Genomic DNA, 20,979 nt, shown 5'->3' with positions numbered 1-20,979 from the left:
CACACGCCTGACCGCGTGTGCGCCCGCCGGACGCGGCTCACCGACCGCGCGGCTCCCGCACCACCGCCACGTCCCCGGGCGCGACCGTGACCGAACCGGAGGTCTCCTTGCCGGTGAGGAGTTCGGTGGCGCCCGGTGCGACGGGCAGGTCCGCGCCCCGGCCGGAGTGGTCGATCACGAAGACGTAGTCCGCCTCCGGGCCGCGCCTGCGGACCACCTCCACACCGGCCGGGGCGGTGCGCACCGGCTCCACGCCCGCCTCGGTGCGGATGCGGTCCAGGAGAGCGGTCAGCGTGGCCGGGTCGGGGAGCGTGGCCAGGTACCAGGCGGCCCCGGCGCCGTAGGGGTGCCGGGTGACCGCCGGGACGCCGGCGAGCGCAGCGAGATGGGGGTCCCCCCGGCCGAAGGCTGGGGGAGGGCCGTCGGTGTAGGCGGCGATTTCCTCCGCACCCTCCAGCCGCAGCCGCTCCGACCACAGCGTGCCCGTCGCCCCGTCCGGCACCGCACCGCTCAGGGCGGCCTGCTGCCCGGGCAGCAGGGGGAACGGCTCGTCGGAGCGCACACCCAGCACGTCCCGGAACGCCCCCGGGTAACCGCCCAGCCGCACATGGCAGTTCTCGTCCACCGCCCCGCTGTGGAAGCCGACGGCGAGGGTGCCGCCCCGCTCGGCGTACGCCGTGAGGTTCGCCGCACCCGTGTCGTCGACCAGGTACAGGTTCGGGGCAAGGACCAGGCGGTAGGCGGACAGGTCTGCGTCCGGGCGGACGAAGTCCACGGCCACGCCGGCCCGCCACAGCGGCTCGTACCAGGCCCGGACCAGGTCCAGGTACCGCAGTTCGCCGCTCGGCTGGGAGGGCAGTTCCAGGGCCCAGCGGGCGTTCCAGTCCCAGACGACGGCGACCTCGGCGGGGCCGGCGCTGCCGCGGACCTCGGCCAGGGCCTTCAGGTCGGCGCCCAGGCGGACCACGTCCCGCCAGATCTGGCTGTCGGTGCCCGCGTGCGGCAGCATCGCCGAGTGCCACTGCTCGGCGCCCGCCTTCGCCGCCCGCCACTGGAAGTACGCGATGCCGTCCGCCCCGCGCGCCACATGCGCGAGCGCGTTGCGCCGCAACTCACCGGGATTCTTCGCCCGGTTGACGGGCTGCCAGTTCACCGCGCCGGTGGAGTGCTCCATCAGCAGCCACGGGCCGCCCGCGAGCGAGCGCATCAGATCGCCGCTCAGCGCGATGTCGATCTCCGACTCCGGGTCGGCGGACATCAGGTAGTGGTCGTTGGCGACGATGTCCAGCTCCGGCGCCCAGCGCCAGTAGTCGAGGGCGTCGAAGGTGGCCATCACCATGAAGTTGGTGGTGGCCGGGATCGCGGGGGCCGCCGCCCGCAGCACGTCCCGCTCGGCCGTGTACAGCGACAGCAGCTCGTCCGAGCAGAAGCGGCGCCAGTCCAGCTGGTGCGTCGGGTTGGGTACGGCGCCGGTGGCGCGCGGCGGCAGGATCTCCTCCCAGTCGTAGTACCACTGGGACCAGAAGGTCGTGCCCCAGGCGTCGTTGAGGGCGCTCAGGTCGTCGCCGTAGCGGGCCCGCAGCCAGCGGCGGAAGGCCGCCGCGCTGGTGTCGCAGTAGCAGGCCGCGTTGTGGCAGCCGTACTCGTTGTGCACGTGCCACATGGCGACGGCCGGATGCCCTGCGTACCGCTCGGCCAGCGCGCCCGCGATGCGCAGCGCCGCCTCGCGGTAGGCGGGGCTGGACGGGCAGAACGTCTGGCGGCTGCCGTAGGAGAGGGTACGGCCGTCGCGGTCGACCGGCAGCGCCTCGGGGTGGGCGCGGAAGAACCACGCCGGAGGCGCCGCCGTGGGGGTGGCCAGGTCGGCGGCGATGCCGTTCTCGTGCAGCAGGTCCAGGATCCGGTCCGTGCGCGAGAAGTCGAACTCGCCCTCGGACGGCTCCAGCAGGGCCCAGGAGAAGATGCCGACGCTGACCATGTTCACGCCCGCTTCGCGCATCAGGCGTACGTCCTCGGCCCACACCTCCTCGGGCCACTGTTCGGGGTTGTAGTCGCCGCCGTAGGCGAGGCCGGGGACGGACAGGGTGCGTTTCACTGGGTTTTCTTCGTTCTCTTTCACGTGCGCGCGCCTCAGCCCTTGTTGGAGCCCAGGGTCAGGCCGCTGACGAACTGGCGCTGGAGCGCGAAGTACACGATCAGCGTCGGGATCGCGGTGAGCAGGGCGCCCGCGGCGACCAGGTTGGGGTCGGTGAAGTACTGGCCGGAGAGGTTGTTCAGCGCCGAGGTGATCGGCATGTTCTCGCCGGTCGAGATCAGCACCAGGGCCCAGAAGAAGTCGTTGTAGATCCAGATCGACAGCAGGGTCGCCAGGGCCGCCATCGCCGGCTTGCACAGCGGCAGCGTGATCTGCCAGTACAGCCGCCACACCGAGGCACCGTCGACCAGCGCGGCCTCCGTCAGTTCGTGCGGGAGCGAGCGCATGTAGTTGCTCAGCACGAAGGCGCAGAAGCCGGACTGGAACGCCACATGGATCAGCACGAGCCCGAGCGCGGAGTCGTACAGTTTGCCGCTCGCCGTGATGCCGGGCAGGTCCGTGAGCAGGTACAGCCGGTACAGCGGGGTGATGATGACCTGCTGCGGGAGCAGGTTGCCCGCCGTGAAGACCAGCAGCAGCGCCAGGTTGAGCCGGAAGTCGAACCGGCTGACGTAGAAGGCGACCATCGACGACAGGAACAGCGTCAGCAGCACGGCCGGTACGGCGATGATCAGCGTGTTGCCGAAGTAGTGCGTCATGTCCGACTGGACGAACGCGTTCTTGAAGTTGTCGAAGTTCAGCGTGTCCGGCCAGGACACATAGCCCTTGTTGCTGGTCTCGCTGTACGGCCGCAGCGCCGAGAAGACCGCCCACAACAGGGGAGCGAGCCACGCCAGGGCCGTGCCGGTGAGGAAGACGTGCAGCAGGACGCGGGCCGGCCGGACGGGGGTGCGCCGCTTCAGCGTGACAGTCGTGCTCATGCGCGCCGCTCCTTCCGGAAGGTGGCGATCAGATACGGGATGATCACGGCGAGCGAGATCACGAGCAGGACGACGGCGATGGCCGAGCCGTAACCGATCCGGCTGGACTCGCCGATGATGTTGTTGGTCACCAGGATCGACAGCAACTCGGTGCCCTGTGCGCCCTTGTTGAAGACGAAGACCAGGTCGAAGGCGCGCAGCGCCTCGATGATGGTGACGACCAGGACGACCGTGTTGGTCGGGCGCAGGGTCGGGAAGATGACGTTCTTGAACGTCTGCCACTCGCCCGCGCCGTCCAGTGCGGAGGCCTCCCTGAGCGACGGGTCCACGCTCTTCAGGCCGGCCAGGTACAGGATCATCATGTAACCGGTGTGCCGCCAGGACGCGGCGATGAGGACGGCCCACAGGTTGAGCTTGGGGTCGCCGATCCAGTCGATGTAGTGGCCGGGCTTGTTGGCGCCGATGATGCTGTTGATCAGGCCCGTGTCCGGGTTGTAGACCAGCTGCCAGACGAAGCCGATGCACGCCATGGAGATGACGACCGGCAGGAAGAACGCGGTCTGGTAGACGCGGCTGAACCGGATCTTCTTGTCCAGCTGCACGGCGAGGAACAGGCCGAGCGGCGTCGGGATCAGGATCAGCACCACGAACCAGATGACGTTGTGCTGGACGGCCGGCCAGAACTGCGGGTTGTCGTTGAAGAGCTGGGTGAAGTTGTCCAGGCCCACCCACTTGATCGAGTCGAACCCGATGCCGTCCCAGGTGGTGAAGGCGAGCGCGATGGAGGCGAGGGCGGTGACCCAGACCAGGGCCACGTGCAGGACCGTGGGCACGCCCGCCATCAGGGCGAGCGTGAGCCGGTCACGGCGGGTCAGCAGGCGCCGGTGGCCCTGCGTGGCCCGCTTGGATGCGGAAGCAGCGCCCGGAGGCGGCACGGCGGCCGCCTCCGGGGTCTTCGTCGTCGTGTCGGTCGTCATGCCGCTGCTCACGAGGACGCGAAGATCTGCTTCTTCTGGCGCTCGATCGACGACAGCAAGCTGTCCACGCCCTTGGGGTTCTGGAGGAACTTCTGCAGTCCGGGCTGCATCACCGTCGAGGTGAAGTCCGGCCGGGAGTCGCGGTCCATGAACTGGGTGAGGCTCTTGGCGCCGCTGATCATGTCGAACGCCTTCTTCTGCAGCGCCGAGTAGGAGGAGGTGTCGGCCTTGCTGGAGGCGGCCACCACGCTCGGGTCGCCCTTGAGGTAGGTCTGCTCGGCGTCCGGGGAGCCCAGGTACTCCAGCAGCTTCACCACGCCGGCGTGGTTCTTGGGGGCCTTGCTGACCATGAAGCCGTCGGTGGGCGCCTCCACGGTGTCCTGGCCGTACGTGGGGTTGATCTCCGGGAAGGGGAAGAAGTCGAGGTCGTCCAGGTCGGCCTTGTTGGTGAACTGCTGGGCCACGAAGGAGCCCAGGAGGTACATTCCGGCCTTCTTGGACACCAGCGTCTGGGCGGCGTCCTGCCAGGTGCGGCCCATGAAGCCGTCCTGGTGGTAGGGGAGCAGCTCGGCCCAGTGGTCGAAGGCGGCCTTGACCTTGGCGTCGGTCCAGGAGGCCTTGCCCGCCATCAGCTGGACGTGGAAGTCGTAGCCGTTGAGGCGGAAGTTGATCTGGTCGAAGGTGCCCATCGCCGGCCAGGCGTCCTTGTCGCCGAAGGCGATCGGGACCAGGCCGTCCTTCTTCATCTGCTTGCACAGGGCGACCAGCTCGTCCCACGTGGCGGGGACCTTGTAGCCGTGCTGCTGGAAGACGCTCTTGCGGTAGAAGACCGCCCACGGGTAGGTGGTCAGCGGCACGAAGTAGTACTTGCCGTCCTCGCCCTTGCTCAGCTTCTTCATCGCGTCGGGGAAGTTGTCCCCGATCTTGGCCCACACGTCGTCGATCGGCGTGGCCAGCTTCTTCGCCGCGAAGAACTGCATGCGGTAGCCGGCGAACCAGTTGAACACGTCGTCCGGCGTGCCCTGCAGGTAGGAGTTGATCTGCTCCTGGAAGGTGTTGTGGTCCTTCGTGTTCACGTCGACCGTGATGCCGGACTGCTTCTTGAAGGCCGCGTAGACATCTGCGAAGGCCTTCTTCGGCACGGCGTCGGAGGCGTTGGAGCCGACGGTGACGGTCTTCGGGTCGGAGGACGAGCCACTGCCGCCGCAGGCGGACAGCAGGGGTATGCCGGCGCCTGCGAGGAGGGCGGCACCGCCCGCTCCACGCAGCAGTGAGCGACGGCTGGGACCCGGGACCGAAAGACCGGAAGGGGAGAGGCGCATGGCGGCTCCTGAGGCATACAGGGTGCGGTCAAGGGGATGAGTCGATCACCGAAAGGTCTTCGAAACCGATCAGAAACCAACTCGACCGAACATCGTGGGCGTAATAACAGCCCCATGTCCGCTCATGCGTCAATAGCTCTGGTCGCACTGGGGGGTCTCTTGCCCGAAACGTAATCGTCATCGTTACCTGCAACTTTGTTGAAGAGCAGGCAGACCAGCCCCCGCGGCAGCTGCGGCCGCGGGGGCTGTGTGAACACGAGTGGTTCCGTTTCCTGGGCTGACCAGGACTGTCAGGGTCTGACCAGAAGCTGGAAGTCGAAGGCGTAGCGCGACGCCCGGTAGACATGGGTGCCGTACTCCACCGGCCGCCCGGTGTCGTCGTACGCGGTGCGCTGCATGGTGAGCAGGGCCGCGCCCTCCTTCTCGTCCAGCAGGGCGGCCTCCTCGGCGGTGGCGCTGCGGGCGCCGACGGTCTGGCGGGCGCTGTGCAGCGTGATGCCCACCGAGCGCATCATCCGGTACAGGCCCGTCGACTCCAGCCGCTCGGTGTCGAGTTCGAGCAGTGCCGCGGGCAGGTAGTTGCACAGGAACGCCACCGGCTGGCCGTGGGTGCAGCGCAGCCGCTCCAGGACGACGACCTCGGCGCCCTCCGCGATGCCGAGCGCGGCGGCCACGTCGGCGCCGGCCGGGACGCGTTCGTTGCGCAGCACCCGGGTGCTCGGGCCCTGCCCGGCCGACTCCAGGTCGTCGTAGAGGCTGCTCAGTTCCAGGGGTCGTTTGACCTGGCTGTGCACCACCTGGGTGCCGACCCCGCGGCGGCGCACCAGCAGCCCCTTGTCGACCAGGGACTGGATGGCCTGGCGGACGGTGGGCCGGGACAGGCCGAGGCGCACGGACAGGTCGACCTCGTTGCCCAGGAGGTTCCCGGGCGCGAGGATCCCGTGCTCGATGGCCGCCTCCAGCTGCTGGGCGAGCTGGTAGTAGAGCGGCACCGGACTCGTGCGGTCCAGGTCGAAGTGGAGTGAGTCGAGCGCGGAGCCGGCCACGGGACGAGCGGAGTCACCGGTCCTCGCCACGGGGCACCTCCTTCCAGAGCACGGACAGGCGGGACGGTTCACAGGTGCCGGCGGCGGCCGGCGACCTGGCGGTCGTAGTCCTCGCGGGCGCGCACGGCCGCCTCGCGGGTCGCGGTCTCGGCCACCGGTACGTCCCACCAGGCCTCGGCCGCGGGGGCGGTGGGCGCCGGGCCCGAGGTGTCCGTCTCCACGTAGACACAGGTGGGGGCGTCGGCCGCGCGTGCGGTGGTCAGCGCCGCGCGCAGCTCCCGTACGGTCTTGGCGCGCAGGACGTCCATGCCGAGGCTGGCCGCGTTGGCGGCGAGGTCGACGGGCAGCGGGGCGCCGCTGAAGGTGCCGTCGGCCGCGCGGTACCGGTAGGCGGTGCCGAACCGCTCGCCGCCGACCGACTCGGAGAGGCCGCCGATGGAGGCGTACCCGTGGTTCTGGATCAGGACCAGCTTGACGGGCAGCCCCTCCTGTACGGCGGTGACGATCTCGGTCGGCATCATCAGGTAGGTTCCGTCACCGACCAGCGCCCAGACCGCCGTGCCCGGGGCCGCCTGCTGCACTCCGATCGCGGCCGGGATCTCGTAGCCCATGCACGAGTAGCCGTACTCCAGGTGGTACTGGCGCCGCGAGCGGGTCCGCCACAGCTTGTGCAGGTCGCCGGGGAGCGAGCCCGCCGCGTTGATGACGACGTCGTCGTCCCCGACGACCGCGTCCAGCGCGCCGAGCACCTGGGTCTGGGTGGGTACGGCGTCCTCGTCGGCGGTGCCGAAAGCGCTCTCCACGACCTGCTCCCAGCGTTCCTTGCCCGCCCGGTACTCGGCCTCGTACGCCGGGTCGACGCGGAAGCCGGCCAGCCGCTCGGTGAGCGCCTCCAGCGCGGCCCGGGCGTCCGCGACCACGGTCCGCGCGGCGAGCTTGTGGGCGTCGAAGGCGGTGATGTTGAGGTTGAGGAAGCGGACCTCGGGGTGCTGGAACAGGGTGCCGGAGGCGGTGGTGAAGTCGGTGTAGCGGGTGCCGACGCCGATGACCAGGTCGGCGCCGCGGGCGAGGTCGTCGGCGACCGCGGTGCCGGTGTGGCCGATGCCGCCGAGGTCGGCCGGGTGGTCGTGACGCAGAGAGCCCTTGCCGGCCTGGGTGGCGGCGACCGGGATACCGGTGGCGTCCACCAGGGCCCGCAGCGCGTCCTCGGCGCGGCTGTGGTGGACTCCGCCGCCCACGACGAGGAGTGGCCTGCGGGCGGCCCGGACCGCCCGGACGGCCTCCGCCAGTTCCTCCGGGTCCGGTGCGGGCCGGCGAACGGTCCACACGCGCTCGGCGAAGAACTCCTCGGGCCAGTCGTACGCCTCCGCCTGCACGTCCTGCGGCAGGGCGAGGGTGACGGCGCCGGTCTCGGCCGGGTCGGCCAGGACGCGCATCGCCTGGAGCGCCGACGGGATCAGCTGCTCGGGGCGGGTGATCCGGTCGAAGTAGCGGGAGACCGGGCGCAGGGTGTCGTTGACGGAGACGTCGAACTGGCCGGGGTGCTCCAGCTGTTGCAGCAGCGGATCGGCCGGCCGGGTGGCGAAGTAGTCGCCGGGCAGCAGCAGTACGGGCAGCCGGTTGATCGTGGCCAGGGCGGCGCCGGTGACCAGGTTGGTGGCGCCCGGGCCGATGGACGTCGTCACGGCCTGCGCCGAGAGGCGGTCGAGCTGGCGGGCGTGTCCGACGGCCGCGTGCACCATCGCCTGCTCGTTGCGGCCCTGGTGGTACGGCATGACATCGCCGTATTCGATCAGCGCCTGGCCGATCCCCGCCACGTTGCCGTGGCCGAAGATGCCCCAGATGCCGGCGATCAGCCGGTGCTGTTCGCCGTCACGTGCGGTGTACTGGGCGGACAGGAACCGCACCAGTGCCTGGGCGACGGTCAGACGGCTCGTCGATGCGATCGTCGAGTGGCTCATGCCTCACAGGTGTAGGCGCGAAGGGGGAGCGCTGTCAATGGTTTGTTCTTACATTCGGACCTGCTCGTGAAATGATGTCTTAACAAAGTATTGACAGCGGGCTCTGCAGGGGCTTGTATCCCGTCCCAACGCAACAGCGTCCCTTCCCCCGTAGCACAGTGAGGTGCAGGACAGATGGACCGCTCTTCTCACTCCCGCCCCCGCAGACTGGCCCCCGTCGTGGCAGTGGCCGCTGCGGCAGCCCTGACCCTCGCCGGCTGCTCCAGCAGCTCCGGTGGGAAGAAGGCCGAAGAGGGAGGGTCGGGTGCCTCAGCGGGCAAGGCCAACACCCCCCGGATGACCGTCGCGCTGGTCACCCACCAGTCGCCGGGCGACACCTTCTGGGACATCGTCCGCAAGGGCGCCGAGGCCGCCGCCGCGAAGGACAACATCAAGCTCATCTACTCCGCCGACCCGAACGCCGGCAATCAGGCCAACTTCGTGCAGAACGCGATCGACCAGAAGGTCGACGGCATAGCGATCACCCTGGCCAAGCCGGACGCCATGAAGGCCGTGGTCGGCAAGGCCGGCGCGGCGAAGATCCCCGTGGTCGGCCTGAACTCCGGGCTCAGCGACTGGAAGAAGCTCGGTCTGCTGCAGTTCTTCGGGCAGGACGAGACGGTGGCGGGCGAGGCGTTCGGCAAGAAGCTGAACGAGGTCGGCGCCAAGAAGGCCGTCTGTGTGATCCAGGAGCAGGGCAACGTCGGCCTCACCCAGCGCTGCGACGGCGTGAAGAAGACGTTTTCCGGCAAGACCGAGACGCTGTACGTGAACGGCACCGACATGCCGTCCGTGAAGTCCACGATCACGGCCAAGCTGAAGCAGGACAGCGCCATCGACTACGTGGTCACGCTCGGCGCCCCCTTCGCGCTGACCGCGGTGCAGTCGGTGGACGACGCCGGCAGCAAGGCCAAGGTCGCCACCTTCGACCTGAACAACCAGCTGACCAGCGCCATCCAGAAGGGCACCATCCAGTTCGCGGTGGACCAGCAGCCGTACCTGCAGGGTTACCTCGCGATCGACTCCCTGTGGCTGTACAAGAACAACGGCAACTACAGCGGCGGTGGCGAGCAGCCGGTGCTGACGGGCCCGGCCTTCGTCGACAAGTCCAACGTCGAACGGATCGCCCAGTTCGCCGCGAAGGGCACCCGGTGATGAGCATGACTCAGCAGGCTGAGCCGGCGGTCGGGAGGCCGCCGGCTTCCGGCCCTGGGCAGACCGACGGCCGGACCGCCCGGCGCCCGCTGGCGATCCGGCTGCTGGCCCGCCCCGAAGTGGGCGTCTTCCTGGGCGCCGTGGCCGTCCTGATCTTCTTCCTGATCGCCGCGCCCTCGCTCCGCCAGGGCAGCTCGATGGCCACGGTCCTCTACCAGTCCTCGACCATCGGCATCATGGCGCTCCCGGTCGCCCTGCTGATGATCGGCGGCGAGTTCGACCTGTCCTCGGGTGTCGCCGTGATCAGCTCCGCGCTCGTCGCGAGCATGATCAGCTACCAGCTGACCCTGAACGTGTGGGTGGGCGTGATCGTCGCGCTGTTCGCCTCGCTCGCCGTCGGCGCCTTCAACGGCTGGATGGTGGTCAAGACCGGATTGCCCAGCTTCCTGGTCACCCTCGGCACCTTCCTGATCCTGCAGGGCGCCAACCTCGCCGTGACCAAGCTGGTCACCAGCAACGTCGCCACCGACGACATCAGCAACATGGACGGCTTCGACCAGGCCAAGAAGATCTTCGCGTCCTCCGTCGACATCGGCGGGGTCGAGGTGAAGATCACGGTCTTCTACTGGCTGGCCTTCGCGGCCCTGGCCACCTGGGTGCTGCTGCGCACCAAGTACGGCAACTGGATCTTCGCCGTCGGCGGCAACAAGGAGAGCGCCCGTGCCGTCGGTGTCCCAGTGAACTTCACCAAGATCACCCTGTTCATGCTGGTCGGCTTCGGCGCCTGGTTCATCGGCATGCACAACCTCTTCTCGTTCAACACCGTGCAGTCCGGTGAGGGCGTCGGCCAGGAGCTGATCTACATCGCCGCGGCGGTCATCGGCGGCTGTCTGCTCACCGGCGGCTCCGGCTCCGCGATCGGTCCGGTCTTCGGTGCGTTCATGTTCGGCATGGTCAACCAGGGCATCGTCTTCGCGGGCTGGAACCCCGACTGGTTCAAGGCCTTCCTCGGCGTGATGCTGCTCGGTGCCGTCCTGATCAATCTGTGGGTCCAGCGCACGGCGACCCGGAGGTAAGACCCGATGACAAGCAACGGAACCGGAACCCACGGCGCCGACCTCCAGGACAGCGCCCCCGCCAAGGACGGCCCCATCGTCGAACTGCGCGGCGCGGGCAAGTCCTACGGCAACATCCGCGCCCTGCACGGCGTCGACCTCAAGGTCCACGCGAGCCAGGTGACCTGCGTCCTCGGCGACAACGGCGCCGGCAAGTCCACCCTCATCAAGATCATCTCCGGGCTGCACCAGCACACCGAGGGCGACTTCCTCGTCGACGGCCGGCCGGTGCGCTTCAACACCCCGCGCGAGGCCCTCGACAAGGGCATCGCCACCGTCTACCAGGACCTCGCCACCGTCCCCCTCATGCCGGTGTGGCGGAACTTCTTCCTCGGCTCCGAGGTGACGAAGGGCCCCTGGCCCGTCCGCCGGCTCGACATCGACACGATGAAGAAGACCGCCGACCGGGAACTGCGCAACATGGGCATCGTCCTGGACGACCTGGAGCAGCCCATCGGCACGCTCTCCGGCGGCCAGCGCCAGTGCGTGGCCATCGCCCGCGCCGTCTACTTCGGCGCCCGCGTCCTCATCCTGGACGAGCCCACCGCCGCCCTCGGCGTCAAGCAGTCCGGCGTGGTGCTGAAGTACATCGCCGCCGCCCGCGACCGCGGCCTCGGCGTCATCTTCATCACCCACAACCCGCACCACGCCTACATGGTCGGCGACCACTTCAGCGTGCTGCGCCTGGGCACCCTCGAACTCAGCGCCGCCCGCAGCGAGGTCAGCCTCGAGGAGCTGACCAACCACATGGCCGGCGGCGCCGAACTCGCCGCGCTCAAGCACGAGCTGGCCCAGGTCCGCGGCGTCGACGTCGAGGAACTCCCCGAGGAGGAGGACCTCACCGCACCCGTGGCGACCCCCTCGGAAGGGACCACCTGACATGGCGAACCCGACGCCGCTGGACCGCATCCGGGTCGGCTCGGCCCCCGACTCCTGGGGCGTGTGGTTCCCGGACGACCCGCGGCAGGTCCCCTGGGAACGCTTCCTCGACGAGGTGGCCGAGGCCGGCTACGACTGGATCGAACTGGGCCCGTACGGCTACCTCCCCACCGACCCGGCCCGGCTCACGGACGAGCTGGGGCGGCGGAACCTGAAGGTGTCGGCCGGTACGGTCTTCACCGGCATGCACCGCGGCCCGTCGGTCTGGGAGGAGACCTGGGCCCACGTCAGCCAGGTGGCCTCCCTCACCCGGGCGATGGGCGCGCGGCACCTGGTCGTCATCCCCTCCTTCTGGCGGGACGACAAGACCGCCGAGATCCTGGAGCCGCCGGAGCTGACGGCCGAGCAGTGGGCGCACCTGACCAAGGGGATGGAACGGCTCGGCCACGAGGTGCAGGAGACGTACGGCCTCGAACTCGTCGTGCACCCGCACGCCGACACGCACATCGACACCGAGGAGCACGTCGAGCGGTTCCTCGACTCGACCGACACCGAGCTGGTCAACCTCTGCCTGGACACCGGGCACTACGCCTACTGCGGCGGCGACAGCGTCAAGCTGATCGAGACGTACGGCGAGCGCATCGGCTACCTGCACCTCAAGCAGGTCGACCCGGAGATCCTCGCCGAAGTGGTGGCGAACGAGGTGCCGTTCGGGCCCGCGGTGCAGCGGGGCGTGATGTGCGAACCGCCGTCCGGGGTCCCCGCGTTGGGACCGGTGCTGGAGGCGGCGCAGCGACTCGGCGTGGAACTCTTCGCGATCGTCGAACAGGACATGTACCCGTGCGAGCCGGACAAGCCGCTGCCGATCGCGGTGCGGACGCGCAGGTTCTTGAGGTCGTGCGGGGCCTGAGGTCGTGCGGGCCTGAGGTCGTCCGGGGCCTGAGAGGTTCGGCCTCGGGCCTGCCGGGAACGAACAGGTGCGTGCGGGCGTTCTGACCGACAACGGGGGAACGCCCGCGAGTACGGGAGGACGGACGACATGGCTCACCGCACGGAACTCGGCGAGACATCCCAGCAGGCCGCCGACGCGGCAGGCACCCCCGGCCGCTTCAGCCGGCTGCCCGAGCGGATACGCCCGCAGGACACGGTGGAGACGAAGCCGGCGACCCTGCCGGACCCGGCGCGGGACGCGTACAACGCGGACGAGTGGCTGATCCGGTACTGCGGCTGACGGAGACGGCGGCCGCGTCGGCGTCGCGTGCCGTCACACCTTCATGCGAGTGATGTCCGAGAAGGCCGCCGTCCCCGAGTAACCGATCAGGAAACCCACGAGCAGGCCTCCCCAGAAGTCCTCCACCGTGACGAAGGACTGGGCGTCGGACTTGCGTGCCGAGAAGATGATCGCGGCTCCGCTCAGGATGACGGCCAGCAGCAGCGCACCGATGGCCGGGCCGAGGTTGGCCGCCTCGACCAGCGCGCCCGGGTCCTGCGCCTGTTGCAGGGCCCTGCCGGCGCTGCCGACGGCCCCGCCGGTCACTCCGCCGAGCATCACCTTCCACAGGGCGGCCTTCACCGGCACCGTGAAGGAGGTGGTGTTGGAGAAGACCCGCTGGTGGGGCGAGTCCGCAGCCGCCTCGGCAGCGGAGTCCCGGGGCGGCTGCATGGTGTAGATGACGGTGAGCTGCAGGTGGTACTTGGCCGGCAGGAAGAAGGGAGTCCGGCGGGTTCCCAGGCGGATGGTCCGAACGTCGGTGCAGCCTGGCTCCAGAGCGGCTCCCGGCGGCAGGGATCCGGTGAGGGGGACGCGCTCGGGCTCCTCGGCGTCCATCGGACGGATGTCGTACACGTTGATGGTGGACTCGCGGGCCGCCTCGACCGTCAGATTCCTTGTCCGTGGACTGTGCAGGTTGACCGTCGAACTCACGTCGGCACGCACCCGAGCGTTCCCGTGCCCGGCCAGCAGATCGACATCGCGGCTGTTCTCGTCGAGAAGAGTGCGCATGACATCCAGCAGGCGTGCTGTCTGGTCCTCGGCATCGGCGGGCAACCTGCTCAACTCCTGGGTGATCTCCAGGATGCGCTTGTTGCGAGCCTCGATGACCCGTTCCAGCATGCTTCGCTCGGCCTGGACGTGCCTGTGACGGTTCGCTTTCCGTGTCTCCGCGTCCGGTGACCGCCAGTGCAGCTGCGTGGGCAGGCTCAGTTCCACCGACTTGACCCACACGGGCACCGCGAAGGGATTCTTGATGTGCAGGTACAGCGTGAAGTCCGTGCCCGAGTAGACCTCGGGCACGGACAGGTCCACGGACAGGTCCAGCAGGCCGAGTTGGGAGGGCTGCTCGCTCGCGGGTGCTGTCACAGCCGCACCGTAGTCGATCTCAGCCCCCACCGGACCGCTTTCGTGAAGTCCGGGGAGCAGCCGGTGCAGGCCGCCGTCAGGCCCCCCGCACCTCCGCGATCGTCACAGGACGGTGCTCGTGCAGGGACAGGGTGCAGGCATCGGCGATCCAGCCCGCCTCCAGGGCGTCCTCGATGGTGCAGGGGGAGGGGCGGGTGCCGGCCACGACCTCGGTGAACGCTGTGAGTTCGGCGCGGTAGGCCTCGGTGAAGCGGTCCATGAAGAAGTCGTGCGGGGTGCCCGCCGGGAAGGTCACACCGGGCTCGACCGAGCGGAGCGGGAGCTTGTCGTCCAGGCCGACCGCGATCGAGTCGGCAAAGCCGTGGAGTTCCATGCGGACGTCGTAACCACGGGCATTGTGGCGGGAGTTGGAGACGACCGCGATCGTGCCGTCGTCCAGGGTGAGGATCGCGCCGGTGGTGTCGGCGTCGCCCGCCTCCTTGATGTAGTCGGCGCCCCGGTTGCCGCCCACCGCGTACACCTCGGTGACCTCGCGGCCGGTCACCCAGCGGATGATGTCGAAGTCGTGGACGGAGCAGTCGCGGAAGATGCCCCCGGAGGCGGCGATGTAGGCGGCCGGGGGAGGCGCCGGGTCCAGGGTCGTCGAGCGGACCGTGTGCAGCTTGCCCAGCTCGCCGGCCTGCACCGCGGCCCGTGCGGCGACGAAACCCGCGTCGAAGCGGCGGTTGTAGCCGATCTGGATCGGCACGTCGCTGCCCTGCACGGCCTTGAGGACCTCGACCCCCTCCGCCATGGTGCGGGCGACCGGCTTCTCGCAGAAGACGGGGACGCCCGCCTCGACACCGGCCCGGATCAGCGCCGGATGGGCGTCGGTCGCGGCCGCCACGACGATGCCGTCCACGCCGGCGGCCAGCAGTGCCTCGGGCGAGTCGGCGACCTCGGCCCCGAACCGCTCGGCCGCGGCCTTGGCCGCGTCCGCGAAGGGGTCGGTGACGACGAGGGACTCGACGGCGTCGAGCCCGGACAGGGTCTCGGCGTGGAACGCGCCGATGCGGCCGAGGCCGAGGATTCCGATACGCATGAGGGTGCAGCTCCTAAGGTGCGAGGGTGCTGATGGAGAGAGCCAGTGCCCCGACAGGCAACGTCCGCCCCGTCGCGACGCCCGGCACGCACTCTCGCCGCACCGGCCGAAAGCCCAAGTACGTCCAGTACGAGGACTTCCGGCCGGCGCGCCGAGAGCACGCACCGGACGCCGCTCCTTGACGGGCAAACGTTGCCTGCCGGGGCACTAGTCGAGGCCGCCGAGCACGTTCTGGTCCCAGTCGATCACCGAACCGGTGACCACCCCGGACCGGTCCGACAGCAGCAGGACCACGAAGTCGGCGATTTCGTCCGGCTGGCCGAGCTTGCCCATCGGCAGCCGGCCGGCGGCCTGCTCCCGCCAGTCGTCGCCCGCGTCGTGGAAGGCGCGCTGGGTGGCGTCCTCGCCCTCCGTCGCGGTCCAGCCGATGTTCAGGCCGTTGATCCGGATCCGGTCCCAGCGATGGGCGTGGGCGGCGTTGCGGGTCAGGCCCACGAGGCCGGCCTTGGCGGCGACGTACGGCGCGAGGAACGGCTGCCCGCCGTGCGCCGACGAGGTGATGATGTTGACGATCGTGCCGGGCGCCTTCCGTGCCGCCATGTCGGCCACCGCCGCCTGCATCGCGAAGAACGGGCCCTTGAGGTTGACCGCGATGTGCGCGTCGAACAGCTCGGGTGTCGTGTCGAGCAGGGTGCCGCGTGAGGTCAGGCCCGCCGAGTTGACCAGGCAGTCGATCCGGCCGTAGGCGTCGACCACCTCGGCCACCGAGGCCTTGGCCTGGTCGGCGTCCGACAGGTCGGCCTGGACGTACATCGCCCTGCCGCCGGCCGCGGACAGCTCGGCCACCAGGGCCTCGCCCGGTTCGGGGCGGCGCCCGGTCACGGCCACCGTGGCGCCCTCGCGCACGGCGGCCCGCGCGATCGCGGCACCGACGCCCTGGCTGCCGCCGTTGACGAGGACGACCTTGTCGTCGAGAAGTCCCATGAGTTCCTTGCTCTTTCAGCTCTCGCGCCGCTCGGCGCCGGCCCGCAGCTCGTCCCGCAGAGCCCAGGGAGTCCATTCCTCGCGCACCGCCCGCCGTACCACGTCCGCCTGCGAGGGCGGGGCCAGTCCGCCGACCGGCGGATCGTTGTCGAGGTTGGTGGGGAACGGGTAGCCCTCGGCGCTCGCCGCGACCACGCGGTCGAGCCACTCCAGGCCGACGCCTTCGGCCTTGCGCTTCAGCAGCACGGGGAAGACCGCGTTCGCCACGGCCTCCCGGTCCACCGTCTCCATCGCCCGCCCGAAGGCCGAGGACACCTGGAGCAGGTTGGCCATGCGCCGGATGCCCGCCGAACGGTTCGTGCCGGCGGCGTGGAAGAGCGCCGGGTTGAAGAAGGCCGCGTCGCCCTTGGCGAGGGGAAGCTGGACGTGGTGTGCGTCGAAGTGGGCCTGGAACTCCGGGAGTCGCCAGGCCAGGTACCCGGGCTCGTACCGCTGCGAGTACGGCAGGTACAGCGTAGGCCCCGAATCGACCGGCATGTCGCAGTGCGCCACCGCGCCCTGCAGGGTGAGCACGGGGGAGAGGCGGTGCACGTGCGCGGGGAAGGCGGCGGCGGTCTCGTCGGCCAGGAAACCTAGGTGGTAGTCCCGGTGCGCGGTCTGGGCGGCGCCACCCGGGTTGACCACGTTGATCTGTGAGGTGACCTGGTAGCCGGGGCCGAGCCAGGCCTCCGAGACCAGGGCCACGATGTCGTTGGCGTAGTAGTCGGCGAACGTCTCCGGGTCGTACAGCGCCGCCTTCTCGAGGGCGTTCCACACCCGGTCGTTGGCGCCCGGCTCGGCGAAGTGGTCCCCGGCGCCCGCGCCGGAGGCGCGCTGCTCGGTGATCAGCGCGTCGAACACCGCCGTCGCCCGGTCGACGACCGCCGGGTCGGGGAAGGCGCCCTCGAAGACCACGACGCCGGGCCCGTCGGTGAGGGCCCGGACCAGCTCGGCCTGCGTGTCGCGGGGGTCACCGGCGCGGAGCCGCTCGCTGTCGTAGACGAGGACGTTGCTCTCCACCGACGAGGCGTACGGGTACTCCGCGGCATCGGTGGTCCGCGCGAGCAGGGCGCGAAAGGAGCCGAGGTCGCAGTCCTGCTCGGACAGCCAGGCACGGCCTTGTGCCGCGGTGCGGGACATCGTCGTCCTTCTTTCGTTCCCGGGGCGACGTCGTGCTGTCATTCTTGTCAGTACAAACCCCTCGAACAACCGGCAGCGATCCATCAAAAACCCCTCAAGGAGCCGAGCCGTGGGCCACCCCTTCCCGATCCGCGAGATCGCCCGTCAGGCCGGCCTCAGCGAGGCCACCGTGGACCGCGTGCTCAACGACCGGGGAGGAGTGCGGGCCAGCACCGCGCAGGAGGTGCACCGGGCCATCGCCGACCTGGACCGGCAGCGCACCCAGGTCCGGCTCGTCGGCCGCACCTTCATGGTCGACATCGTGATCCAGGCGCCCGATCGGTTCAGCACGGCCGTGCGGGCCGCCCTGGAGGCCGAACTGCCCTCCCTGCACCCGGCCGTGCTGCGCTCCCGCTTCCACTTCCGGGAGACCGCGCCGGTGGGGGAGCTGGTCCAGATCCTGGACCGGATCGCCCGACGCGGCTCCCAGGGCGTGATCCTCAAGGCCCCGGACGTCCCCGAGGTCACGGCGGCCGTCGGCCGGCTCAACGCGGCCGGCATACCGGTCGTCACCCTGGTGACCGACCTGCCCGCGAGCGGCCGGCTCGCCTACGTGGGCATCGACAACCGCGCGGCCGGTGCCACCGCCGCCTACCTCATGGGCCAGTGGCTCGGCGACCGCCCCGGCAACGTCCTCACCAGCCTGAGCAGCGGCTTCTTCCGTAACGAGGAGGAGCGCGAGATGGGTTTCCGCAGCGCCATGCGCGCCCGGCACCCCGACCGCGTGCTCGTCGAGCTGACCGAGGGGCAGGGCCTGGACGCCACGCAGTACGACCTGGTCCGGGCCGCCCTGGAGCGCGACCCGGACATCCGGGCCGTGTACTCGATCGGCGGCGGCAACATCGCGACGCTGCGGGCCTTCGAGGATCTGGGCCGCGAGTGCGCCGTGTTCGTCGCGCACGACCTCGACCACGACAACACCCGGCTGCTGCGCGAGCACCGCCTGTCCGTCGTGCTCCACCACGACCTGCGCCAGGACGTGCGCGAGGCCTGCCATCTCGTCATGCGTGCCCACGGCGCCCTGCCCCCGGCGGGACCCACCCTGCCGTCCGCGATCCAGGTGGTCACGCCCTACAACATGCCTATGGCGTCCGCAGGTTGACCCACGCCCCGCTCTCGGCCGACACCGCCATCGCGTCGAGCACGGCCGCGCTGTGCACCGCGTCGGCCAGGGTGGTGCCGTACGGCCTGCCCTCGGCGATCGAGCGCAGGAAGCGGTACGCCTCGATCACCTTCAGGTCGTCGTAGCCCATCGCGTTGGCCGCACCCGGCTGGAACGCGGCGAACTCGCCGTCGCCCGGGCCGACGTACACCGTGCTCACCGGCTGGTCCTGGTACGTCGTGCCGCGGCTGACCGCCAGCTCGTTCATCCGGCGGAAGTCCCAGAACACCGCGCCCCGGGTGCCGTGCACCTCGAAGCCGTAGTTGTTCTGCTCGCCGACCGAGACCCGGCAGGCCTCCAGGACGCCGCGGGCGCCGGAGGCGAAGCGCAGCAGGCAGCTGACGTAGTCCTCGTTCTCGACCGGGCCCGGCGCGCCGCCGGAGGCCAGCGCGTGACCGGCGGTGGCGCCCGTGGGGCGGGCCCGCTCCGGGACGAAGATCGCCGTGTCGGCGGTCAGGGAGGCGATGTCGCCGAGCAGGAAGCGGGCCAGGTCGGCGCCGTGCGAGGCCAAGTCGCCGAGCACCCCGCTGCCGCCGCGCTCCCGCTCGTACCGCCAGGTCAGAGCGCCGTCCGGGTGGGCCGCGTAGTCGCTGAACAGACGGATGCGGGCATGCGTGACCGTGCCGATCTCGCCGGAGGCGATCAGGTCGCGGGCGGCCTCCACAGCGGGTGCGTTGCGGTAGTTGAAGCCGACCGTGCCCTGGACCCCGGCCTTGGCGACCGCGTCGGCCACCGCACGGGCGTCCTCGCCGGTCAGGCCGACCGGCTTCTCGATCCACAGGTGCTTGCCCGCCTCGGCCATCGCCACGCCGATCTCCCGGTGCAGGAAGTTGGGCGCGGTGATGCTGACGGCCCGGACCCGCGGGTCGGCGGCCACCTCGCGCCAGTCGCGGGTGGCGGAGGCGAACCCGAACCGCTCGGCGGCCTCCTCGGCCCGGCCCGGCACCTCCTCGGCCACCGTCACCAGCTCGGGCCGGAGGGCCAGTTGCGGATAGTGGTGCCGGACGCGGGCGTAGGCCTGGGTGTGCACCCGCCCCATCCAGCCGAACCCGACGACGGCGACACCGAGAGCATCCACCATGACAGCCCCTCTTTGGACCGGTCCACATTCTATCCGGGCCACCTTTGTACGGACATGGCGCGCCCGTCAACCCTTCGGCTGGGGAGAACAGCTCTGTGTCAACCCTTTGACAGTCCGGTGCGTCACATGGAACGGTCCATCCCATGAGACCGCCGACGATCCGCGATGTGGCCGAACGGGCCGGAGTGTCGAAGTCGCTGGTCTCGCTGGTGCTGCGCGGCTCCGGCCAGGTACGCGCCGAGAAGCGGGACGCCGTCCTGAAGGCCGTAGGCGAGCTGGGCTACCGGCCGAACGCCGCCGCGCGCAGCCTCAGCGAGCAGCGCACCCGCACCGTCGGCGTCCTCCTCGACGACCTGCGCAACCCCTGGTTCGTCGACCTCCTCGACGGCCTGAACTCCCTGCTGCACGCGGCCGGCCTGCACATGCTGCTCGCCGACGCCCGGCTGAACCGGCGCATGGGCCACGACCTCGCCGAGCCCTTCCTGGACCTGGGTGCCGACGGCCTGGTGGTGGTCGGTACGGTCCCGGACGCGGGCGGACTCGGCGCGCTGGCCCGGCGGATGCCGGTGGTCGTGGCGGGCGCCCGCGAGCCGCAGCCGCCGGGCGTGGACGTCGTCGCCGGGGACGACGAACTCGGCGCCCGGCTGGTCACCGAGCACCTGCTCGGCCTGGGCCACCGCCGGATCGCCCACCTCGCGGGCCACGGAGCCGTCGGCGAGCTGCGACGGCGCGGCTTCGAGGCGGCCATGCGGGCGCACGGCGCCGAACCGCTGGCCGAACCCGGCGACCTGACCGAGGAGGGCGGCTACCGGGGCACCGTACGGCTGCTCAGCCGACCCGACCGGCCCACGGCGGTCTTCGCCGTCAACGACATGGCCTCCGTCGGCGCGCTCTCGGCGGCCGGGGAGCTGGGCCTCACCGTCCCGCGCGACCTGTCGGTGGCCGGGTACGACAACACCAGCATCTCCAGGCTGCGGCACGTCTGGCTCACCACTGTCGACACCGCCCCGTACGAGGTCGGCCGGCGCGCCGCCCGCTGCCTCCTGGAGCGCTTCGAGCGGCCGGAGGGCGAGGGGCGCCTGCACCTCGCCGCACCGACCCTGGAGATCCGGGGCACGACGGCGCCGCCGCCCGGCCTCACAGATTGATCGCGTACGCCTTGCGCAGCGTCTCGTGCACGGTCCACGTCGTACGGTCGCCCGCGCGCAGCACGGCCATGTCCCCGGGACCCACCCGCAGCGTCGGCCCGCCCTCGACCTCGATCGTCGCCGAGCCGCTGATCACCACGAACAGCTCGTCCGCCTCGGTGTCGGTGACCACGCCCGGGGTGATCTGCCAGACCCCGCGGATCTGCCGGCCGTCCGCCGACTCCCAGACCACCTTCCCGGTCACCTCCGGGTTCCCGGAGACGATCTGCTCCGGGTCGAGGGGCTCGGGTTCGAGGTCGGCGTCCGGGATGTGGAGCGCGAAGCTGTGCGTCATGGGGCGACCCTAACCAGCGCCGGCGCCGTCCGACCGTCGACAGTGTGTGCGGCATCGGGCCTGGTGGGCGGACACTTCGTCGGGCCACGCGGACCGGCCGTGC

Annotated in this window: 19 protein-coding genes; 7 read left to right on the top strand and 12 right to left on the bottom strand. The window is 70.4% G+C overall.

The features are described 5' to 3' along the window. Positions 1 to 37: 37 nt before the first annotated feature. From ACWC5O_RS04070 to iolD, 6 genes are all read right to left on the bottom strand, one after another. Positions 38 to 2,095, bottom strand: a complete 2,058-nt coding sequence (locus tag ACWC5O_RS04070; RefSeq protein WP_450584822.1) for a beta-galactosidase — start codon at positions 2,093 to 2,095, stop codon at positions 38 to 40. 35 nt (positions 2,096 to 2,130) lie between these two features. Next, positions 2,131 to 3,015 carry a carbohydrate ABC transporter permease gene (locus tag ACWC5O_RS04065; RefSeq protein ID WP_450584820.1) on the bottom strand — a complete coding sequence of 295 codons (885 nt, stop codon included), beginning with the start codon at positions 3,013 to 3,015 and terminating at the stop codon, positions 2,131 to 2,133. Next, complete coding sequence (locus ACWC5O_RS04060) at positions 3,012 to 3,992, bottom strand: carbohydrate ABC transporter permease (RefSeq protein ID WP_450584819.1); 981 nt, start codon at positions 3,990 to 3,992, stop codon at positions 3,012 to 3,014. The genes ACWC5O_RS04065 and ACWC5O_RS04060 overlap by 4 nt, the downstream gene beginning before the upstream one ends. Before the next feature lie 8 nt (positions 3,993 to 4,000). After that, on the bottom strand, positions 4,001 to 5,314 hold the full coding sequence (locus ACWC5O_RS04055) for an ABC transporter substrate-binding protein (RefSeq protein ID WP_450584817.1): 1,314 nt from the start codon (positions 5,312 to 5,314) through the stop codon (positions 4,001 to 4,003). A 290-nt stretch (positions 5,315 to 5,604) separates the two neighbouring features. Further along, a complete protein-coding gene (locus tag ACWC5O_RS04050) occupies positions 5,605 to 6,390 on the bottom strand; it encodes a GntR family transcriptional regulator (RefSeq protein ID WP_450584815.1) in 786 nt (261 codons plus the stop codon). Between the two features lie 38 nt (positions 6,391 to 6,428). After that, the gene (iolD, locus tag ACWC5O_RS04045; RefSeq protein ID WP_450584813.1) at positions 6,429 to 8,321 is read right to left on the bottom strand and encodes a 3D-(3,5/4)-trihydroxycyclohexane-1,2-dione acylhydrolase (decyclizing); all 1,893 of its coding nucleotides are present in this window, start codon (positions 8,319 to 8,321) and stop codon (positions 6,429 to 6,431) included. A 174-nt stretch (positions 8,322 to 8,495) separates the two neighbouring features. Here iolD and ACWC5O_RS04040 point away from each other — a divergent pair, with 174 nt between their 5' ends. The 5 genes from ACWC5O_RS04040 (at position 8,496) to ACWC5O_RS04020 (ending at position 12,740) form a co-directional block, all read left to right on the top strand. Further along, positions 8,496 to 9,515: a sugar ABC transporter substrate-binding protein gene (locus ACWC5O_RS04040; protein ID WP_450584811.1), complete on the top strand. Its 1,020-nt coding sequence runs from the start codon at positions 8,496 to 8,498 to the stop codon at positions 9,513 to 9,515. Next, on the top strand, positions 9,515 to 10,591 hold the full coding sequence (locus tag ACWC5O_RS04035; protein ID WP_450584809.1) for an ABC transporter permease: 1,077 nt from the start codon (positions 9,515 to 9,517) through the stop codon (positions 10,589 to 10,591). The genes ACWC5O_RS04040 and ACWC5O_RS04035 overlap by 1 nt, the downstream gene beginning before the upstream one ends. 6 nt (positions 10,592 to 10,597) lie before the next feature. Beyond that, positions 10,598 to 11,509: an ATP-binding cassette domain-containing protein gene (locus ACWC5O_RS04030; RefSeq protein ID WP_450584807.1), complete on the top strand. Its 912-nt coding sequence runs from the start codon at positions 10,598 to 10,600 to the stop codon at positions 11,507 to 11,509. Position 11,510: 1 nt separating this feature from the next. Further along, entirely contained in the window at positions 11,511 to 12,419 is a 909-nt protein-coding gene (locus tag ACWC5O_RS04025; protein ID WP_450584806.1) for a sugar phosphate isomerase/epimerase family protein, read from the top strand. Between the two features lie 129 nt (positions 12,420 to 12,548). Next, entirely contained in the window at positions 12,549 to 12,740 is a 192-nt protein-coding gene (locus tag ACWC5O_RS04020) for a hypothetical protein (protein WP_450584804.1), read from the top strand. A 33-nt stretch (positions 12,741 to 12,773) separates the two neighbouring features. On the opposite strand, the gene ACWC5O_RS04015 is transcribed toward ACWC5O_RS04020, so the two are convergent. The 4 genes from ACWC5O_RS04015 to ACWC5O_RS04000 all read right to left on the bottom strand — a co-directional run bounded on the left by ACWC5O_RS04015 (position 12,774) and on the right by ACWC5O_RS04000 (position 17,112). Further along, the gene (locus ACWC5O_RS04015; RefSeq protein ID WP_450584802.1) at positions 12,774 to 13,868 is read right to left on the bottom strand and encodes a hypothetical protein; all 1,095 of its coding nucleotides are present in this window, start codon (positions 13,866 to 13,868) and stop codon (positions 12,774 to 12,776) included. Between the two features lie 76 nt (positions 13,869 to 13,944). Further along, positions 13,945 to 14,949, bottom strand: a complete 1,005-nt coding sequence (locus ACWC5O_RS04010; RefSeq protein ID WP_399724632.1) for a Gfo/Idh/MocA family protein — start codon at positions 14,947 to 14,949, stop codon at positions 13,945 to 13,947. A gap of 207 nt (positions 14,950 to 15,156) precedes the next feature. Then, positions 15,157 to 15,933, bottom strand: coding sequence for an SDR family oxidoreductase (locus tag ACWC5O_RS04005; RefSeq protein WP_450584801.1), 777 nt, complete (start codon positions 15,931 to 15,933; stop codon positions 15,157 to 15,159). A gap of 15 nt (positions 15,934 to 15,948) precedes the next feature. Next, entirely contained in the window at positions 15,949 to 17,112 is a 1,164-nt protein-coding gene (locus ACWC5O_RS04000) for a phytanoyl-CoA dioxygenase family protein (RefSeq protein WP_450584800.1), read from the bottom strand. Positions 17,113 to 17,221: 109 nt separating this feature from the next. On the opposite strand from ACWC5O_RS04000, the gene ACWC5O_RS03995 reads away from it, so the two are divergent. Next, positions 17,222 to 18,253, top strand: a complete 1,032-nt coding sequence (locus ACWC5O_RS03995; RefSeq protein WP_450584798.1) for a LacI family DNA-binding transcriptional regulator — start codon at positions 17,222 to 17,224, stop codon at positions 18,251 to 18,253. Here the strand turns inward: ACWC5O_RS03995 and ACWC5O_RS03990 are convergent. Then, positions 18,234 to 19,394, bottom strand: a complete 1,161-nt coding sequence (locus tag ACWC5O_RS03990) for a Gfo/Idh/MocA family protein (RefSeq protein ID WP_450584797.1) — start codon at positions 19,392 to 19,394, stop codon at positions 18,234 to 18,236. The genes ACWC5O_RS03995 and ACWC5O_RS03990 overlap by 20 nt on opposite strands. Before the next feature lie 143 nt (positions 19,395 to 19,537). Between ACWC5O_RS03990 and ACWC5O_RS03985 the strand changes: the two genes are divergently transcribed. Beyond that, positions 19,538 to 20,542 carry a LacI family DNA-binding transcriptional regulator gene (locus ACWC5O_RS03985; RefSeq protein ID WP_450584795.1) on the top strand — a complete coding sequence of 335 codons (1,005 nt, stop codon included), beginning with the start codon at positions 19,538 to 19,540 and terminating at the stop codon, positions 20,540 to 20,542. Here ACWC5O_RS03985 and ACWC5O_RS03980 read toward each other — a convergent pair. Then, positions 20,532 to 20,876 (bottom strand): cupin domain-containing protein, encoded by a 345-nt coding sequence (locus tag ACWC5O_RS03980; RefSeq protein WP_450584794.1) that lies wholly within the window; start codon positions 20,874 to 20,876, stop codon positions 20,532 to 20,534. The genes ACWC5O_RS03985 and ACWC5O_RS03980 overlap by 11 nt on opposite strands. Between the last annotated feature and the right edge of the window lie 103 nt (positions 20,877 to 20,979).

Source organism: Streptomyces sp. NPDC001450, from assembly GCF_053597295.1.
Note: the sequence above shows the minus strand (reverse complement) of the source record. Positions and strands in the feature narration are given on the sequence as shown.

What these genes read in the sequence shown, in the direction of transcription:
- ACWC5O_RS03990 (WP_450584797.1), bottom strand. Translation starts at nt 19,394, where the DNA reads ATGGTGGATGCTCTCGGTGTCGCCGTCGTCGGGTTCGGCTGGATGGGG.
- ACWC5O_RS04025 (WP_450584806.1), top strand. Translation starts at nt 11,511, where the DNA reads ATGGCGAACCCGACGCCGCTGGACCGCATCCGGGTCGGCTCGGCCCCC.
- iolD (WP_450584813.1), bottom strand. Translation starts at nt 8,321, where the DNA reads ATGAGCCACTCGACGATCGCATCGACGAGCCGTCTGACCGTCGCCCAG.
- ACWC5O_RS04000 (WP_450584800.1), bottom strand. Translation starts at nt 17,112, where the DNA reads ATGTCCCGCACCGCGGCACAAGGCCGTGCCTGGCTGTCCGAGCAGGAC.
- ACWC5O_RS04030 (WP_450584807.1), top strand. Translation starts at nt 10,598, where the DNA reads ATGACAAGCAACGGAACCGGAACCCACGGCGCCGACCTCCAGGACAGC.
- ACWC5O_RS04055 (WP_450584817.1), bottom strand. Translation starts at nt 5,314, where the DNA reads ATGCGCCTCTCCCCTTCCGGTCTTTCGGTCCCGGGTCCCAGCCGTCGC.
- ACWC5O_RS04035 (WP_450584809.1), top strand. Translation starts at nt 9,515, where the DNA reads ATGAGCATGACTCAGCAGGCTGAGCCGGCGGTCGGGAGGCCGCCGGCT.
- ACWC5O_RS04060 (WP_450584819.1), bottom strand. Translation starts at nt 3,992, where the DNA reads ATGACGACCGACACGACGACGAAGACCCCGGAGGCGGCCGCCGTGCCG.
- ACWC5O_RS04020 (WP_450584804.1), top strand. Translation starts at nt 12,549, where the DNA reads ATGGCTCACCGCACGGAACTCGGCGAGACATCCCAGCAGGCCGCCGAC.
- ACWC5O_RS03985 (WP_450584795.1), top strand. Translation starts at nt 19,538, where the DNA reads ATGAGACCGCCGACGATCCGCGATGTGGCCGAACGGGCCGGAGTGTCG.
- ACWC5O_RS03980 (WP_450584794.1), bottom strand. Translation starts at nt 20,876, where the DNA reads ATGACGCACAGCTTCGCGCTCCACATCCCGGACGCCGACCTCGAACCC.
- ACWC5O_RS04005 (WP_450584801.1), bottom strand. Translation starts at nt 15,933, where the DNA reads ATGGGACTTCTCGACGACAAGGTCGTCCTCGTCAACGGCGGCAGCCAG.
- ACWC5O_RS04010 (WP_399724632.1), bottom strand. Translation starts at nt 14,949, where the DNA reads ATGCGTATCGGAATCCTCGGCCTCGGCCGCATCGGCGCGTTCCACGCC.
- ACWC5O_RS04065 (WP_450584820.1), bottom strand. Translation starts at nt 3,015, where the DNA reads ATGAGCACGACTGTCACGCTGAAGCGGCGCACCCCCGTCCGGCCGGCC.
- ACWC5O_RS04040 (WP_450584811.1), top strand. Translation starts at nt 8,496, where the DNA reads ATGGACCGCTCTTCTCACTCCCGCCCCCGCAGACTGGCCCCCGTCGTG.